Below are 13,892 nucleotides of genomic sequence, written 5' to 3'. Positions count from 1 at the left end.
TGGACAAGAGGCCGAGCCCTTTCTATAAGCCCCTCCACGCGCTCCGCGCGGGCCCAGGTAGCTCAGTTGGTAGAGCATGCGACTGAAAATCGCAGTGTCGGTGGTTCGATTCCGCCCCTGGGCACCATCCCATTTCCCCGAGACCCTGCACTAAAATACGATAATTCAATTATTTACGGGAACCCCATGGGTGCCCCTCTCTTCGCTATTTGACGCCCCAGTATCCGGCGACTTTCCTCCGCGCCCTTGCTGGCCCCTTGCTAGAATGGGCGTCCGCCTCTACCTTTGCGACATTCGAAATGCCTAGTTTCAACTCTTGAGCGTCACCATGCGCGACAGGATCACGAAGCGGACGGTCGAGGCGCTACACCCCGGCGAGCGCGAAACTTTCCTGTGGGACAGCGAAATTCCCGGGTTTGGGTGTAAGGTCACGCCAAAAGGCGGCCGCATCTACCTCTTGCAATACAGCCGCAGCGGTCGCGACCACCGAGTCACCATCGGACGGCATGGGGATCGAATTTACTGCCGAGCAGGCGCGCAACGAGGCGCGGCGACTGCGCGGCTTGATCGCCTCGGGCGGAAATCCTGCGCTCGAGCGATCACGCGACCGCGCCCTGCCGACCGTCGCAGACCTGGGCGAGCGATACATCGAAGAATATGCGCGCCCTCACAAAAAGCCGTCTGGCCTCGCCCAAGATCGTCGAAATCTCGACAACCATATCAAACCACTCATCGGCTCGATCAAAGTCTCCGAAGTAGAGCGCCAGGATGTCGCACGCGTCATGCGCGAAGTGGCTGCTGGTAAGACCGCGAAAGATGAGAAGACGAAGCTGCAAGGACGTCGCATCGTTCGCGGCGGCGAAATCGTCGCCAATCGCGTTCATGCGCTTCTATCGAAAATGTTCGAGTTGGCCGAAGATTGGAAATATCGCCCCGCAGCTTCCAACCCATGCCGCGGCGCGAAGCGCTTTGCGGAGCATAAGATCGAACGCTTCCTGTCATTCGACGAATTGACGCGTCTCGGAGAGGCGTTGGCCGCCGCGGAAGAAGGTCGTCTTGTCCTGGATGCGGACCGCGCGGTTCCTGAAGCTCCAGAGCGCCGCAAGCGCGGCGGCCAGATGCGAATGGGTCCGCGTGCCGAAAACCCATTTGCAGTCGCCGCTATTCGGCTGCTCCTGCTCACCGGGTGCCGGCTCGGAGAAATTCGGCGGACGCTATTGCCATGCAGATCACAGGCGCGATGAACCAATCGGGATGATTAGCGGTCACTGAGGCTCAGACAACACTTGCGCGGGCAGGGTCCAAGACGAGTTCGTTGCCCGTTTAGCGCCGCTGCTCGGCGATAAGGCTACCCAAAACGGGGACTGTTGAATGTGGCATAAGAAGGTAGCGCAGGAGCGCTACCGTCTTTCCCCACAACGCCCATACATACGCTATTGTCTCCAGTCGTACGCCTGACGCGAATTCTGGTCTTCGGGCAGGCGGGGAGGCCTGAAAATGCGCCGAACGTCTAAAGGGTCATATTGTCACTCAATGGAACGCTGTTGACATCCAGACCGAAGCCGACATAGTTAAGTTATGGCATTGTCTCCCTCCTCCTCCGGGCTCTATTCCGCGCCGCTTATTTAGCGGCGAGGTGCTTTGCCATCTTTCAACCGCTGCGTTGCTAGCGGTTGAACCCTGGAGGACGCCGTTGGCTTCGCATCTTTGCAGAGGTTCAACAGTGTCACCAAACAGGAAGAGCGCTTTCCACCCGTTTATTGGCGTCATTGGCTTTGGGGCGTTCGGACGCTTGATGGCGCAGCACCTTAGCGGGCATTTCGGGGTGTGCGCCTATGATCCGATCGCGCCGCACGGCGGCTTGGTCGAGATGCGCGGGGTCAGGTTAACCGACCTCCCGACTGCTGCGAAATGCCCCGTGGTCATCCTCGCGACGCCGGTTGACAGTTTTGAGGGAACGATTGAAGCGATCGTCCCTTACCTGCAGCCAGGAGCGCTCGTGCTCGACGTCGGATCAGTCAAAGTGATCCCGGCTGAAATTATGAAACGAAACCTTCCAGAGCAGGTTGAGATCGTAGCCACGCACCCGCTGTTCGGGCCGCAAAGCGCCCGCAACGGCATCAGAGGGCTAAAGATTGCGGTTTGCCCGATCCGGGGCAGTCGCGGCCGCCGGGTCGCCGCCTTCCTTCGAAAGGTTCTTGGCTTGCGCGTCATCATGACGACGCCAGAAGCCCATGATCGAGAGGCCGCCATGGCTCAAGCGTTGACGCATCTCATCGCCAAAGCGCTCATTCAGATGGGGCCGCTACCCACGCGCATGACAACAAGAAGTTTCGACCTGCTGATGGAAGCGGTCAACATGGTTCGTTACGATGCGCCAGAGGTCGTTCAAGCGATTACAAGCTCCAATCCATACGCCCAGCAGGTTCGTAGGCGCTTCGTTCAACTTGTTTGTTCTCAGGCGGGCATCCTGTCGGCGCCGATTGACGAGGAATATGTGTAATTGAATGAGCGGGATCTTTCGGCTGTGAATGCAACCGGAAAGCCTGCATCGACGCGCGACGCCTAAGGCGTCGCCAATCTCGCTTGACCTGAAGCGCTTACGTAGTGCTTTTCGAAAAGGACCTGCGGTAATGCGTGGGCGAAACCTTCAGACCGGATGCAAAATGCTGGCGTAGTGACGTTGCGGTTCCAAAGCCAGCGCGGAAAGCGATCATCTCGATCGTGTCGTCGGTCGACTCGAGTAGCTGTTGCGCCAGTTCGATCCGCTGGTGGATCAACCAGTCGCTGAAGCTGGCGCCCATCGCTTTCCGGAAGCGACGCGTAAACGTCCGCCGAGTCAGACCTGCTGTCTCGGCCACACTGTCGAGATCATGCGATTCGCCGAGCGTGGCGCGTACATTCTCTAGCGCCCGAGCGAAACGGTCAGTAGCGGGAGTTCTGGCGATTGGCCGTTCTATGAATTGCGCCTGCCCTCCCTGCCGGTGCGGTGAGAGAACAATGCGTCGAGCGAGGCGCAAGGCCGGCTCCGCGCCGTAGCGAGCCCGGATGATATGGAGACAGCAATCGAGCCCTGCGGCCACGCCTGCGGAGGTGACCACATCGCCGTTGTCCACGTAAAGCAGCTTGGGCTCAACAGCTATATCCGGATAGAGCTGGCTCAGCTTCTCGGAAAAAGCCCAATGCGTGGTTGCCCGTCGTCCCGACAGCAATCCTGTCGCCGCAATGGCAAAGGCGCCGAGGCAAAGTCCCACCAGCAGCGCGCCTCTCGCATGCGCAAGGCGTAGCGCCTCCACCAGGGTCGGGGGCGGGGGCTCATCGAGTTCATGCCAGCTTGGCAAGATGACTATGTCTGCGCCTTCAAGGCCCGTGAGGGTGTGTCGCGCGGTCAGCGTCAGCCCTGCCTCGGTCCAGATCGGCCCCTCTTCCAGCGCGCAGACGCGGAAATCGAAGCGCGGCAGGCCGAGTTGCGTTTGGTCCTCACCAAACACCAGGCACGGCACAGATAGGTGGAAAGGGCTGATGCCGTCAAATGCGACGACAGCGATGACCGGATTGGGCATGCGGACTCCGGAAGACGGACAAAATGTCCTGATTCTTTCGAATGATGTCAATCGGGTCAGTTTCGCATATCGACGCCCCTCCTATTCTGAGGCTCTCCTCGTCGAATCTCATAGGAGACAAAATGTCCATCGCACCTGTCCGCAATTCGTCACCACGTCGGGCCCTAATCGTTATCGATGTTCAGAACGACTACGATGGCGGAGAACTGGCTATTCAAAGTCCGCCCTTCCGCGTCAGCGTCGAAAACGTTACGCGCGCCATGGATGTGGCGACAGCGGCGGGCGTCAAGGTCGTTGTCGTCAAGCAGCTGGCGCCGGAGAGCAGCCCAATTTTCGCCAACGGAAGCCGTGGCGGCGAGATTCATGCCGAGATCGCCAGACGACCGCATGATCATTACGTGGAAAAACTGCTGCCAAGCGCGTTCACCGGCACCGACCTTGAGCAGTGGCTGCGCGCGAATGCGATCGATACAGTGACGATCGTGGGCTACATGACCCACAACTGCATTCTCTCGACCATTGTCCAGGCCCTGCATCTGGACTTCGCAGTCGAGTTTTTGTCGGATGCGGGCGGGTCGGTTTCCTATGCGAACAGTGCAGGCTACGCGTCCGCTGAGGATATTCACCGAGTCATATGCGTGGTCCTGCAATCGCGGTTCGCCGCCGTCCTCCGAACGGCGGAATGGGCCACTTGCCTCGAAACGAATTCCGTTCCCGAGCGCGACAACATTTACACGTCGTACCGGCAAGCAGTGGCGCAGGAGGCGGCGCGGAGGTGAATTGCAAGCGATGCGAACAGAACAGGTCGATTGCTTGTGGATTGCTTATCTTAGATCCATATCTAGGCAGCGCAGCGTTCTGGCGCTGGTCTGGCGCCCAGTTGCGGATCGAAGCACAACCAATCATCCCCAGCATTTCTTTTCTTGGCCGGGACTGGGAAATGAGCCACCGGCTGAGGGCGTGAATGGCATCGACGATCTTGTCGCCATGGTGCTCGCTGAGCTTAGCGAGCCGTTGACCTGATTACCCAATCCATAGACGGATTGGTCACGCGCGCGAGTCGCGCTTGCCGCACCGGAGAAAATCCGCCGCATGGTCCTGACTGCGACTTCGGCCGGCTTGCCGATCGATGGTCTCGGCGGCGCAAATTTGCGGCCAGATTACGAACAAGCCTTTCCAGCCGCCGCGCCCTGGATCACCGAAATCAGGGAAGACCTCTCAGCGCGAATTCCGACAATTTTCGCACCCGTGCTGCTGATTTGGGGAGACGCGACTAGATCAGCCCGCTAGCGGTTAGTAAGCGATTGCTTGTCCTGTTGCCGAGCGTCCACCTGCATGTTGTGAAGGGGGCAATCCTGATCACCCACGCTGCCGAAGTCGTGGCGGTTATCGCCGACCATATTCGGTGAATCCCTTTTTTCGAGGCCTGCCACCATCACAATCACTGAAAAGACCAATATGACCCTCGACATCAGATTTGCAGTCCAGAGCGACCTTGATCTCTTATGGGACTTTCTTGCGATTGCCGCGTACGAGCCAGATGCGCAATGCGCCCGCGCCGTGCCGTTGGTCGCCGATCATCTTCGCGGCTGGCAGCGCCCTTGCGACTTCGGATTTATTGCCTATCGGGATGGAGACGCCCTCGGCGCTGCCTGGGGACGCCAGTTCGAGCAAAAAGAGAACCCCGTATTTTTCGTGAACTCCCGTACCCCCGAAGTCTCGATTGGGGTCCGCGAAGTGGCTCGGGGCCAAGGGATTGGCCAAGCCCTTTTGAAGGCGTTGATCGATGAGGCGCATCGCCGCGATGTGGGTCTGTGTCTCAATGTCCGAGACACGAATCCTGCTTGTCGACTTTATGGACGTATGAGGTTTCGACGCATTTCCGGCTTGGAAATCCCCAATCGGGTAGGCGGTCTTTCATTCGGCATGATTCTCGGTGACCTGCCAGGACCTGGTTCAAGCTGATCTCTCTCTCAGAGTGTGCACTGCAGAGATCGGAGATCCTGTCACTCGCGGAGGTTAGTTCCGTCCCAACGATACGCCAGCCGCTCTCGGGCGTCTTGCACGATCCGCCGGTAATCGGCAGCCTGCGGAGCGCTCAATTACTTTTCAAGGTCGCAAAGAATGCCGTGAAGCACTGCGCATTCGCTAGGAGTCTCGAAATGCTGTGAGCTTGGCGTCAAAGCGTCTTTTTCGTCGATCCAACGAGACACTAAGCCAAAGAGAACGATCGCTTCGTCCGCGCTCAAGTGAACGCAAACTCCGTCTTGCATGTCGCTTCGGTCGCTCATGGGCATACAGTGACACAACCGGGATGCGAGCACCAGCTGACGGCGCGCACAACTTTCGCACCACACAAGAAAGCCGCTGATGACTGGCATTTCTTGAGGTTTTGACCCTTCGAAGGCGCTTTGGCTGCGGCCTCATAAATGAGAAGATTCTTGGACCGTGGTGTGGATATTGGAGCTTTGTTCTCCGCGACAGCGCGGCGTTCGCCCGGCGCCAGCGGATGTCGGTTCACATAAGGGAAAGCCGATGGCGACATCGCTCTACGACCTCAGCGTTCCGACCTTCCTTCAGACTGTGAGGGCCGTCGGAGGTTTTCTGAACCGCGCGGCCGAGCACTGCGCTGGGACCGGCGCAGACCCGGACGATTTCGTGCAAGCTCGGCTCTTCCATGACATGGCGCCGTTCCACTTTCAGATCGAAGCGGCGTGGCACCATTCCGTGTGGGGGCTGGAGGCCGTGAAGACCGATGTGTTCGCCCCGCCCGCCCTGGTCGGTCCGGTTCCATTCGCCGAGCTGCGGGCCATGATCGCCCGCGTGGAAACGGCGCTAGAGGCGTTAACTCCCGATGACGTCAACAGCTGGGATGGCAAAGACCTGGACCTTCAGATCGGCCCACGGAGACTCGCCTTCACGCCAGAAACCTTTATCCTCTCGTTCGCGCTGCCCAACTTCCATTTCCACGCCGTCACCGCCTACGATATCCTGCGCTCGCGGGGCGTGCCGTTGGGGAAACGCGATTACGAGGGCCAGCTACGCACCAGACCGGCCTAGCTGTGGTCTCCGAGGAGGTTGCTCACCCGAGCTGAAGGCTTGAGAGTGGTCGTTGCGACACGATGCACTCAGGACTTCTTCGGATGAACAACCCACACAAGAATGCGCGAACGACGCCGCTGGGTCGAGCGGAAATGGTGCGGCGGATACGCGAGGGGCAGCCGGTCGCGGCTGTCGCCGCCCGCTTCGGGATCAGCGAAAGGACCGCCCGCAAATGGCTGGAGCGGTTCGAGAAAGAAGGGCCGCCGGGGCTCGAGAACCGCTCGTCGCGACCCAAGCCAGTCGCCAACCACACCTGCGCGCCCCGGCTGGTCTCGATCGAGCGGCTGCGGCGGGAGTATCGCCTGACGGGCGAGGAGATCGCCGAAAAGCTGTCAATTGTCGATGGCTCGTTCGACGGTCGCCGGCTGGCTCACGCGCCTCGGGCTCGGGCGGCTTGCAGCGCTCGAACCCAAGGCGCCCGTGCGTCGCTACCAGCGTGACCGGCCCGGCGAGTTGCTGCATCTCGACATCAAGAAGCTCGCCCGCTTCGAATGAGTCGGCCATCGCATAACAGTCGACGACGGGCTTTCTCGTCCGCACGCTTCGCTGGTTCAGAGCGCGCGGCGTCGAGGTCGAGCGCGTCATGACCGACAACGGTTCGGGCTATGTCGCCAAGCTGTTCCGCAAAGCCTTGCGGATGCTGGGCATACGCCACATCCGCACGCGGCCTTACACGCCGAAAACCAACGGCAAGGCCGAGCGCTTCATCCGGACGATGCTCCGCGAATGGGCCTACGCCATTCCTTTCAAATCGTCCGATACGCGCGCCGCCAATCTCGCCCGATGGCTCGCGTGGTATAACGAGCGCCGGCCGCACTCGGCTCTCAACCGACGACCACCCGCTCAGGCCCTTCTCCGAACAACCTGATCAGAAGCCACACCTAGACAGCGAGCGGGGCGGTTGGTGATCGATCCCGCCCTGATGGCGCTCGGCGAAGTCAAATGGCGGAGCGCCATTCGAATTGGCAACCGCCCATCCTGCGACCGATCGCAAACAGCAATGGAATCGACGCAAGAAGGCCGATGACTACCAGGGGCCCAAATCCGAGAAAAGTTGAGGCATCGATGTAGCCCTCACGCATCGCCTGCGTCAGGAGGGCGGCGCCGATTGGCAGGTTGAAAAGCATCCCCGTCGCCGTTCCAGGCATGTAGCGGCGTAAAGCGAGACTCGCGAGGAGATGCGGGAAGATCGCGTTCAGCGCCATCGCCAACGCGTAACCTGCGACAAGATAGGCGCCCAGCCTCTCCTTGCCCTGCACCATGGCCAGCCAGGCTGAAATGACCGCCAAGATGGTCAACACGGCGACGGCGAACCGGAATTCCGTTGCGCCCACCGCGCGATGCCAACGGCCGGCTGTCCGGGACCATGCCGGCAGCCAAATCGCTTCTTCGGCATTGTGAACCGCGGTCGCCAACACGAAAAGCCAGGTCAGCGCAATGAAAGTCATGGGGCAGCCTCTATCGCTACAATTGGACGCACATTGATAGTGGTGCGCGGAAAGTCGCTCAACGCCTGCCAAACGCCTCGGGCTTCTGACGACTGCGTTGACAAACAACAACAGTTATATAACAGTCGTTATTATTGTTGAGGTCTCTCGTGCCGCCCAAAACCACGATTTCCAAAAACGCCCTCGAGCAGGCTGCTTTCGAGGTTTGCCGGGCGGAAGGCGCCGAGGCGCTCACCGCGCGACGGCTGGCGCAGGCTTTGGGCTGCTCCACCCAGCCGGTCTACACCGCCTGCGGCTCCATGGAGCAGTTGAAGAACGCCGTCGCCGAGCGGGTCAAAGACTTCACCATGCAGCGCCTCGCCGAGGGCGCCGGCGATGTCCCGCCCTATTTGCAGGTCGGCTTCGCCAGCCTGCGCCTCGCTCAGGACGAGCCGCATCTCTTCGGTCTCGCCAGCGCCCGTATGCGCGCGCGCCTCGACGAACCGCCGCCCCCGAAGATTGCGGAGGCGATGCGCGCCGACCCGCGCCTCGCGCCACTCTCCGAGGACCAGCTTGTGCGCGTCCATTCGTTGGTGTGGGTTTTCGCGCAGGGGCTGGCGACTTTGCTCGGCCCCGACGCGCCCGAAGGCGCCCTGTCGAGGGCCGAAAGCATGCTGCGCGACGCCGGCGACGCGATCATCGCGCATGAAACGCGTACCCGATAACCCCGTGCTCGGAGGATCGATGTCCAGCCTGAACCACAGCGTTGTCCGCACCCATGATTTCGAGCCCCTGACCGTCGAAGGGCGGCTACCCGAAGGGCTGGCGGGAACCGTCTATCGCGCGGGGCCGGGGCTGCTGGAGCGTTTCGGCCAATCGGCGGGACATCCTTTCCTCGCCGACGGCGCCATCACCGCGGTGCGGATCGGAGCGCGCGGCGCGCAGGGCGCCAGCCGTATCGTCGAATCCGCCGAATATCGCGAAGAGGAGGCGGAGGGGCGGCTTCTCTATGCGCCATCGGCGCCGCGGCCGCTCACTGCGCAATCTTGTCGGCGGCCGCAAGAAAGCGACCGGCAACACCAATCTGCTGAACTGGCGCGGACGGCTGTTGGCGCTCATGGAGGGGGCGAAGCCGGTCGAACTCGATCCGGATACGCTGGAATCGTTGGGAACGACCGATCTCGCCGTGGTGCGCGACGCGTTCGCCGCTCATCCGCACCGGGTTGAGGCGCTCAAAACCACCTTCAATTTCGGGATGCACGGTAAGAGCATCGATCTTTACGCCTTGCCAGACGGAGAGCCGGCGCGCTGGCTCGGCAGTTTCGATCTGCCCCGGATTTCAATGGTCCATGATTTCATCGCCACGGAAAAACATCTCGTCTTTGTTATCGGCCCCGCCAGGCTGGTCCTGTGGCGGGCGGCGCTCGCGATCGGCGACGTGACTGAATATTTGCGGCGGGACCCGAAGGCCGGCGCCATGATCGTCGTCGTTCCACTCGCCGATCCGCAAAATGCCGTAAAATTCACGGTTGACCCTTTCTGGGTGTGGCACTTCGCCAACGCGTTCGAGGATGGCGCGCATATCGTCGTCGATTTCTGCTGGCATCAGACCTGCGGCGTCTTCGCCGCCCCGAGTAGCGCAAATGCACAGCATGGCGCCCCGCAGCTGCGCCGTCTGTCGATCGACCCAGCGCGCAGAACGCTAAAGGACGAGACGTTGTGGGCGGCGCCCTGCGAATTTCCCTCAGTGCATCCGAACAAGACCGGCGGACGCCACCGCTATGTATGGCTGCAGTCCCTCTCCGAACCGCCGCAGCATCCGGGAGTCGCCCGGTTTGATTGCAAAACGGGCGAGGTCGAGAGCTGGGGTGCGCCCATGGCGCATCTGGGCGCCGAGCCCATGTTCGTTCCTGCCGGCGAAACGGAGGAGATGGGCTGGGTTTTGCAGCTCTTCCAGGATCCGGCGGCCGAGCGCAGTTATCTCGCCGTGCTCAACGCCGAGCGGCTGGCGGACGGACCTCTCGCGAAAATCTGGTTCAATCAGCCCGTCCCAATGACGTTCCACGGGATTTTCGTGTAGGGGCGGCGTGAAACAAAGGGCGGCGCCGGGATTCGCCGGACGACGCCTTTGTCACGCAACCGCCTTTTGGCTCGCGAGCGCGCGCTGCGAAATGCAAGCGCTAGGCGCAGGCAGGGCAGCGCGAAACAGATTTTTGTTCGAGTCCCTCGAGCACCTTTTGCATCAATTCCGTCATTTTCTGACGCAGCAGAAGATGGTCAAGCGCCTGACCCAGCAGTCCAAATTTCGGCGTATAGGTGATTTCCATGACGGCGAGAGATCCCGCGCCCTTTTGATTCACTGAAAGCCTCGTCCGTACGTCCCGGATCGGCATGGTGCCGGCGTAAATCTCGACGGTGTAGCTCTCGCCGGGCTGCCAATCGATAACGCGTTCCTCGATCCAGTTGCGCCCATCCTTGAGCTCGCAGCGCCGTTCGGCCCCAACCCCTTCGAGGGGCGTGCCGCCGATGTGGGAGGAGCGAGACAGGTTTGGATTGAATGCGTCGACGTGCTGGAAATCCTTGAGCAGCGCCCAAACGACGCTGGGGTCAGCCGCGATCTCGCGCTTGGCCATAAGCATTGTTGTCATCCATAGCTCCCTATGTCGTAACGGCCACAAAGAGACTTGATGTTCTCTTATTGGTCGGTCATAAGAGAACAGGCATTCTCTGTCAACAGAGATAGGTCGCAATGGAAAGGGACAATGGGACGGCCTAGAGGGTTTGACCCCGACGCAGCGGTGCGAACCGCCATGACGCTGTTCTGGCAGCGGGGCTACGATGCCGTGTCTTTAGATGCGCTGGTCGAAGAGATTGGCGCGAGCCGCAAAGGACTTTATGCGCTTTGGCCAGACAAGCGGACGCTGTTTGTCGCCGCCCTTCAGACCTACCGTCAGATAGTCGGCGACCACTTTCTGCACGGCCTTGAGAGACAGGATGCGGGCCTGGCAGAGCTGGCGGGATTCTGGAGTAATTTCGAGAGCGCTGCCCGCCGCCCCGGTTGGTCCGGTTGCTTAGTCATGCGAACCGTCACGGACAGGATCGCTGCCGATCCCGAAGTAGCGATGGAGATAGAGGCATTTTTTGAGCGTCTATCCTATGCGTTTGAGAATGCCTTGCACGGCGCTTTGAAACGCGGGGAGATTTCAGCAGACCCTCCCCCTCATATGCGCGCCCGTCAGTCTTTTGCAATCGTTGTCGCCTGTTCGGCAATTGGCTCGTTTGAAGGGTTCTCGCCGCGCAGTGGGGACCTGATCGAGGCCGGTCGAGCCGCTTGTAGCGTACCAGCGCGTGCGCCCGTCGCACAATCGCCTCGTCGGATATCGAAACAACAGTAGGTAACGCGAAGCGCCTTTGCCCCGAGAGAGAGAGAGGGGCACTTGTATGACGAAACGCACGAAGAACAAACGAAGCATTGGAGGGCCCCGGCGCGAGATTGCGCGTGTCAGGTTCCACCTCCGTGACGAGCACTTTCGCCTTTGGCTGCGTCCTAAAATCTGCAGCATGGTCGGACACCGCAATCTCAACTCGGGATCTGATAAGGAACAGAGACTTCAACGGAGAGCCCGCCGAGGTCGCTACGCCCGAGCCAAATCGTGCCACCGTAAGCCTCGACAAGCTCGCGTGCGATTGACAGACCGAGTCCCGCGCCATCGCCGGACGCGGTCAACTGTTCGCCCCGCCGCATCAAACGGTTGATCTGATCAGGCTCGAGCCCCTGCCCGTCGTCGCATACCGCAAGGCGCTGGGCGCTACAATCCGCGCCGCCGCTTATCCTGACAGTGGACACCGCGTGGCGCGTGGCGTTCTCAATCAGATTGCCGAGCAGTTCCTCGAGATCGGCCCGATCGATAGCCATGGAAAAATCGCTGTCGATGTCAAATTCGAACGCCTTGCCTGTCGCCGCCGGCGTCTTTGCCACCACCGCGGCCACGGATTCGGCGACAGGCCTGATTCTGACCCGCGGCGCGCCGCCGCGGCGGCCGACGATGCGCGCGCGCGTCAGCTCCCGAAGCACATTGCGATGCATCATCGCACCGAGCGCTTCGATGTCGTCTGCGATGTCAATTTGTCCCCTTTCGCGGAGCTTGCGCGCGTCTGCGTTCAGCGCCGTAAGAGGCGTCTTGAGGCCATGAGCAAGATCGGCAGCTCGTCCGCGCGCCCGTTCGATTGAGATGTCGCGCTCATCCAGCAGTGCGTTGATTTCGTCGGCGAGCGGAATAACTTCGCGCGGAAACACGGCGGGAAGGCGCAACTGTGCGCCTGAGCGGACACCGTGCAATTCGTCACGGATTGCGCTCAATGGGCGCAGGCCGAAACGTATTTGCGCGACAGATGCCGCGGCGAGCACGACGCCGAGCAACGCCAATGCGACGGCAAGATCGCGCGAGAAGGCGTTACGCGCTCGGTCAATTTCGGCGTAATCCCGAGCCACAACCATACGATAGGGCCTTACAACCCCGCCGCTCGTCAGCAGCACCGAGCGTTCCACCGCCAACAGTGCTGCGCCGCGCGGCCCTTTCACATCATGAATATGAACGCCGCCTTCGGGCACTTCGTCCGGCGGAAGCGAGATTTCTTCGTCCCAGAGCGAGCGTGAGCGAGCAATGACGACTCCGTCTAACTGAATCTGCCAATACAACCCGCTATAAGCTTCCGCGAATTGTTGATCGCCGGGAGAAGTGGCGATATTCAGGGCTCCGGTCTCCGAAACAGACGCCCCCGCAATCAATGTTCGCAACTGCGCGTCAGCCTCGGCGACGGCGCGACGCTCGACGTGCCGCTCGAACAGAAAGGCTAGCGCGAATCCCGCAAGAGTGAGCGCGGCCAGCAATGCGACGAAACCCGCGACGAGCAGCCGGAGGGTAAGCGAGCGTCCGCTCATGTCGGCCCCGGAACAATGTAACCGAATCCGCGCCGCGTCTCGATTAGATCCACGCCGAGTTTTCTGCGCACCCGTCCAATCAGAACCTCCAGCGCGTTGCTGTCCGGCTCGGCGTCATGGGCGTAAACGTGCTCCATAAGCTCATGCTGCGGCACAACGCGGCCGCGATTCCTCATGAGAAAAGAAACAAGACGATACTCTAATGCCGACAGAGCTAGCGGCGCGCCCTTGACGCTGACCCGCATCTGTCGCTCGTCGAGCGTCACCGAGCCGCATTCTATCAGGCTCGTCGCCTGCCCGGCGTGACGCCGCAGGACAGACCTTATACGCGCGAGCAATTCTTCTATCTGGAACGGCTTACCGAGATAATCGTCAGCGCCGGCGTCAATGCCTTCTACGCGCTCTGGCCATGTGCCGCGCGCGGTCAGGACGATCACCGGCATCGTCCGCCCATTCTGGCGCCAGCGTTTCAAGACAGCGAGGCCGTCAAGTCGCGGCAAGCCGAGATCGAGAACAACCGCGGCGTAATCCTCGGTGTCGCCCTTGAACCACGCCTCCTCGCCGTCAGCCGTCGTTTCAACAAGGTAGCCGTTCGCCTCGAGCACTGTTCGTATATCGCGTAGAATCGCCGCATCGTCTTCGACAAGCAAAATGCGGGTCATTTCCTCTTCGTCTCCAGAATCTCGCCGGTCCTGGCGTCCACATACACGTCAAAGCGCTGGCCGCCGCGATCCAGAACCTTGAATTCGTAGATCCAGCGGCCGTGCTCGCGTTCTATCTCGACCTTGATCGCCTCGCCGGGCAGCCTATCGCGCAGGAGGTCTTCGATTTCCGACAGCGACCGCATTTCGCCGCGTC

Annotated in this window: 13 protein-coding genes, 1 tRNA gene and 2 pseudogenes; 10 read left to right on the top strand and 6 right to left on the bottom strand. The window is 60.8% G+C overall.

The window, feature by feature from the left end; genetic code table 11:
- The first annotated feature begins 51 nt into the window (after window positions 1–51).
- The 3 genes from WOC76_RS03905 (at window position 52) to WOC76_RS03895 (ending at window position 2,503) form a co-directional block, all read left to right on the top strand.
- A tRNA-Phe gene (locus tag WOC76_RS03905) sits at window positions 52–127 on the top strand.
- Between the two features lie 436 nt (window positions 128–563).
- Window positions 564–1,244 (top strand): hypothetical protein, encoded by a 681-nt coding sequence (locus WOC76_RS03900; protein ID WP_341103743.1) that lies wholly within the window; start codon window positions 564–566, stop codon window positions 1,242–1,244.
- Window positions 1,245–1,723: 479 nt separating this feature from the next.
- Window positions 1,724–2,503 carry a prephenate dehydrogenase gene (locus tag WOC76_RS03895; RefSeq protein WP_341108703.1) on the top strand — a complete coding sequence of 260 codons (780 nt, stop codon included), beginning with the start codon at window positions 1,724–1,726 and terminating at the stop codon, window positions 2,501–2,503.
- 97 nt (window positions 2,504–2,600) lie between these two features.
- Here the strand turns inward: WOC76_RS03895 and WOC76_RS03890 are convergent, their stop codons facing one another.
- Window positions 2,601–3,563 (bottom strand): helix-turn-helix domain-containing protein, encoded by a 963-nt coding sequence (locus tag WOC76_RS03890; RefSeq protein ID WP_341103745.1) that lies wholly within the window; start codon window positions 3,561–3,563, stop codon window positions 2,601–2,603.
- Window positions 3,564–3,685: 122 nt separating this feature from the next.
- Between WOC76_RS03890 and WOC76_RS03885 the strand changes: the two genes are divergently transcribed.
- The 4 genes and pseudogenes from WOC76_RS03885 (at window position 3,686) to WOC76_RS03870 (ending at window position 7,533) form a co-directional block, all read left to right on the top strand.
- On the top strand, window positions 3,686–4,342 hold the full coding sequence (locus WOC76_RS03885; protein WP_341103746.1) for a cysteine hydrolase family protein: 657 nt from the start codon (window positions 3,686–3,688) through the stop codon (window positions 4,340–4,342).
- Between the two features lie 679 nt (window positions 4,343–5,021).
- The gene (locus WOC76_RS03880; RefSeq protein WP_341103748.1) at window positions 5,022–5,528 is read left to right on the top strand and encodes a GNAT family N-acetyltransferase; all 507 of its coding nucleotides are present in this window, start codon (window positions 5,022–5,024) and stop codon (window positions 5,526–5,528) included.
- A gap of 570 nt (window positions 5,529–6,098) precedes the next feature.
- Complete coding sequence (locus tag WOC76_RS03875) at window positions 6,099–6,623, top strand: DUF1993 domain-containing protein (protein WP_341103749.1); 525 nt, start codon at window positions 6,099–6,101, stop codon at window positions 6,621–6,623.
- Window positions 6,624–6,706: 83 nt separating this feature from the next.
- Window positions 6,707–7,533 (top strand): annotated as a pseudogene (locus WOC76_RS03870) (integrase core domain-containing protein).
- A 70-nt stretch (window positions 7,534–7,603) separates the two neighbouring features.
- Here WOC76_RS03870 and WOC76_RS03865 read toward each other — a convergent pair.
- On the bottom strand, window positions 7,604–8,113 hold the full coding sequence (locus WOC76_RS03865; RefSeq protein ID WP_341103750.1) for an HXXEE domain-containing protein: 510 nt from the start codon (window positions 8,111–8,113) through the stop codon (window positions 7,604–7,606).
- 149 nt (window positions 8,114–8,262) lie between these two features.
- On the opposite strand from WOC76_RS03865, the gene WOC76_RS03860 reads away from it, so the two are divergent.
- Window positions 8,263–8,817 carry a hypothetical protein gene (locus tag WOC76_RS03860; protein WP_341103751.1) on the top strand — a complete coding sequence of 185 codons (555 nt, stop codon included), beginning with the start codon at window positions 8,263–8,265 and terminating at the stop codon, window positions 8,815–8,817.
- Window positions 8,798–10,172, top strand: a pseudogene (locus tag WOC76_RS03855) (carotenoid oxygenase family protein). The gene WOC76_RS03860 and the pseudogene WOC76_RS03855 overlap by 20 nt, the downstream one beginning before the upstream one ends.
- 100 nt (window positions 10,173–10,272) lie before the next feature.
- Here WOC76_RS03855 and WOC76_RS03850 read toward each other — a convergent pair.
- Window positions 10,273–10,740: an SRPBCC family protein gene (locus WOC76_RS03850; RefSeq protein WP_341103752.1), complete on the bottom strand. Its 468-nt coding sequence runs from the start codon at window positions 10,738–10,740 to the stop codon at window positions 10,273–10,275.
- Between the two features lie 162 nt (window positions 10,741–10,902).
- Here WOC76_RS03850 and WOC76_RS03845 point away from each other — a divergent pair, with 162 nt between their 5' ends.
- A complete protein-coding gene (locus WOC76_RS03845) occupies window positions 10,903–11,487 on the top strand; it encodes a TetR/AcrR family transcriptional regulator (RefSeq protein ID WP_341103753.1) in 585 nt (194 codons plus the stop codon).
- A gap of 185 nt (window positions 11,488–11,672) precedes the next feature.
- On the opposite strand, the gene WOC76_RS03840 is transcribed toward WOC76_RS03845, so the two are convergent.
- The 3 genes from WOC76_RS03840 to WOC76_RS03830 are packed head-to-tail and all read right to left on the bottom strand — an operon-like array spanning window position 11,673 to window position 13,881.
- Complete coding sequence (locus tag WOC76_RS03840) at window positions 11,673–12,983, bottom strand: sensor histidine kinase (protein ID WP_341103754.1); 1,311 nt, start codon at window positions 12,981–12,983, stop codon at window positions 11,673–11,675.
- A 47-nt stretch (window positions 12,984–13,030) separates the two neighbouring features.
- Complete coding sequence (locus WOC76_RS03835; protein ID WP_341103755.1) at window positions 13,031–13,696, bottom strand: response regulator transcription factor; 666 nt, start codon at window positions 13,694–13,696, stop codon at window positions 13,031–13,033.
- A complete protein-coding gene (locus WOC76_RS03830) occupies window positions 13,693–13,881 on the bottom strand; it encodes a PepSY domain-containing protein (protein ID WP_341103757.1) in 189 nt (62 codons plus the stop codon). Before WOC76_RS03830 ends, WOC76_RS03835 begins: the two co-directional genes overlap by 4 nt.
- Window positions 13,882–13,892: the final 11 nt, after the last annotated feature.

This window comes from Methylocystis sp. IM3 (assembly GCF_038070105.1).
GTDB lineage: Bacteria > Pseudomonadota > Alphaproteobacteria > Rhizobiales > Beijerinckiaceae > Methylocystis.
This window is presented reverse-complemented; position numbering and strand designations above follow the sequence as displayed.

Coding starts and splice junctions, on each gene's coding strand:
- WOC76_RS03890 (WP_341103745.1), bottom strand. CDS start 3,563: ATGCCCAATCCGGTCATCGCTGTCGTCGCATTTGACGGCATCAGCCCT.
- WOC76_RS03885 (WP_341103746.1), top strand. CDS start 3,686: ATGTCCATCGCACCTGTCCGCAATTCGTCACCACGTCGGGCCCTAATC.
- WOC76_RS03880 (WP_341103748.1), top strand. CDS start 5,022: ATGACCCTCGACATCAGATTTGCAGTCCAGAGCGACCTTGATCTCTTA.
- WOC76_RS03875 (WP_341103749.1), top strand. CDS start 6,099: ATGGCGACATCGCTCTACGACCTCAGCGTTCCGACCTTCCTTCAGACT.
- WOC76_RS03865 (WP_341103750.1), bottom strand. CDS start 8,113: ATGACTTTCATTGCGCTGACCTGGCTTTTCGTGTTGGCGACCGCGGTT.
- WOC76_RS03850 (WP_341103752.1), bottom strand. CDS start 10,740: ATGACAACAATGCTTATGGCCAAGCGCGAGATCGCGGCTGACCCCAGC.
- WOC76_RS03845 (WP_341103753.1), top strand. CDS start 10,903: ATGACGCTGTTCTGGCAGCGGGGCTACGATGCCGTGTCTTTAGATGCG.
- WOC76_RS03835 (WP_341103755.1), bottom strand. CDS start 13,696: ATGACCCGCATTTTGCTTGTCGAAGACGATGCGGCGATTCTACGCGAT.
- WOC76_RS03830 (WP_341103757.1), bottom strand. CDS start 13,881: ATGCGGTCGCTGTCGGAAATCGAAGACCTCCTGCGCGATAGGCTGCCC.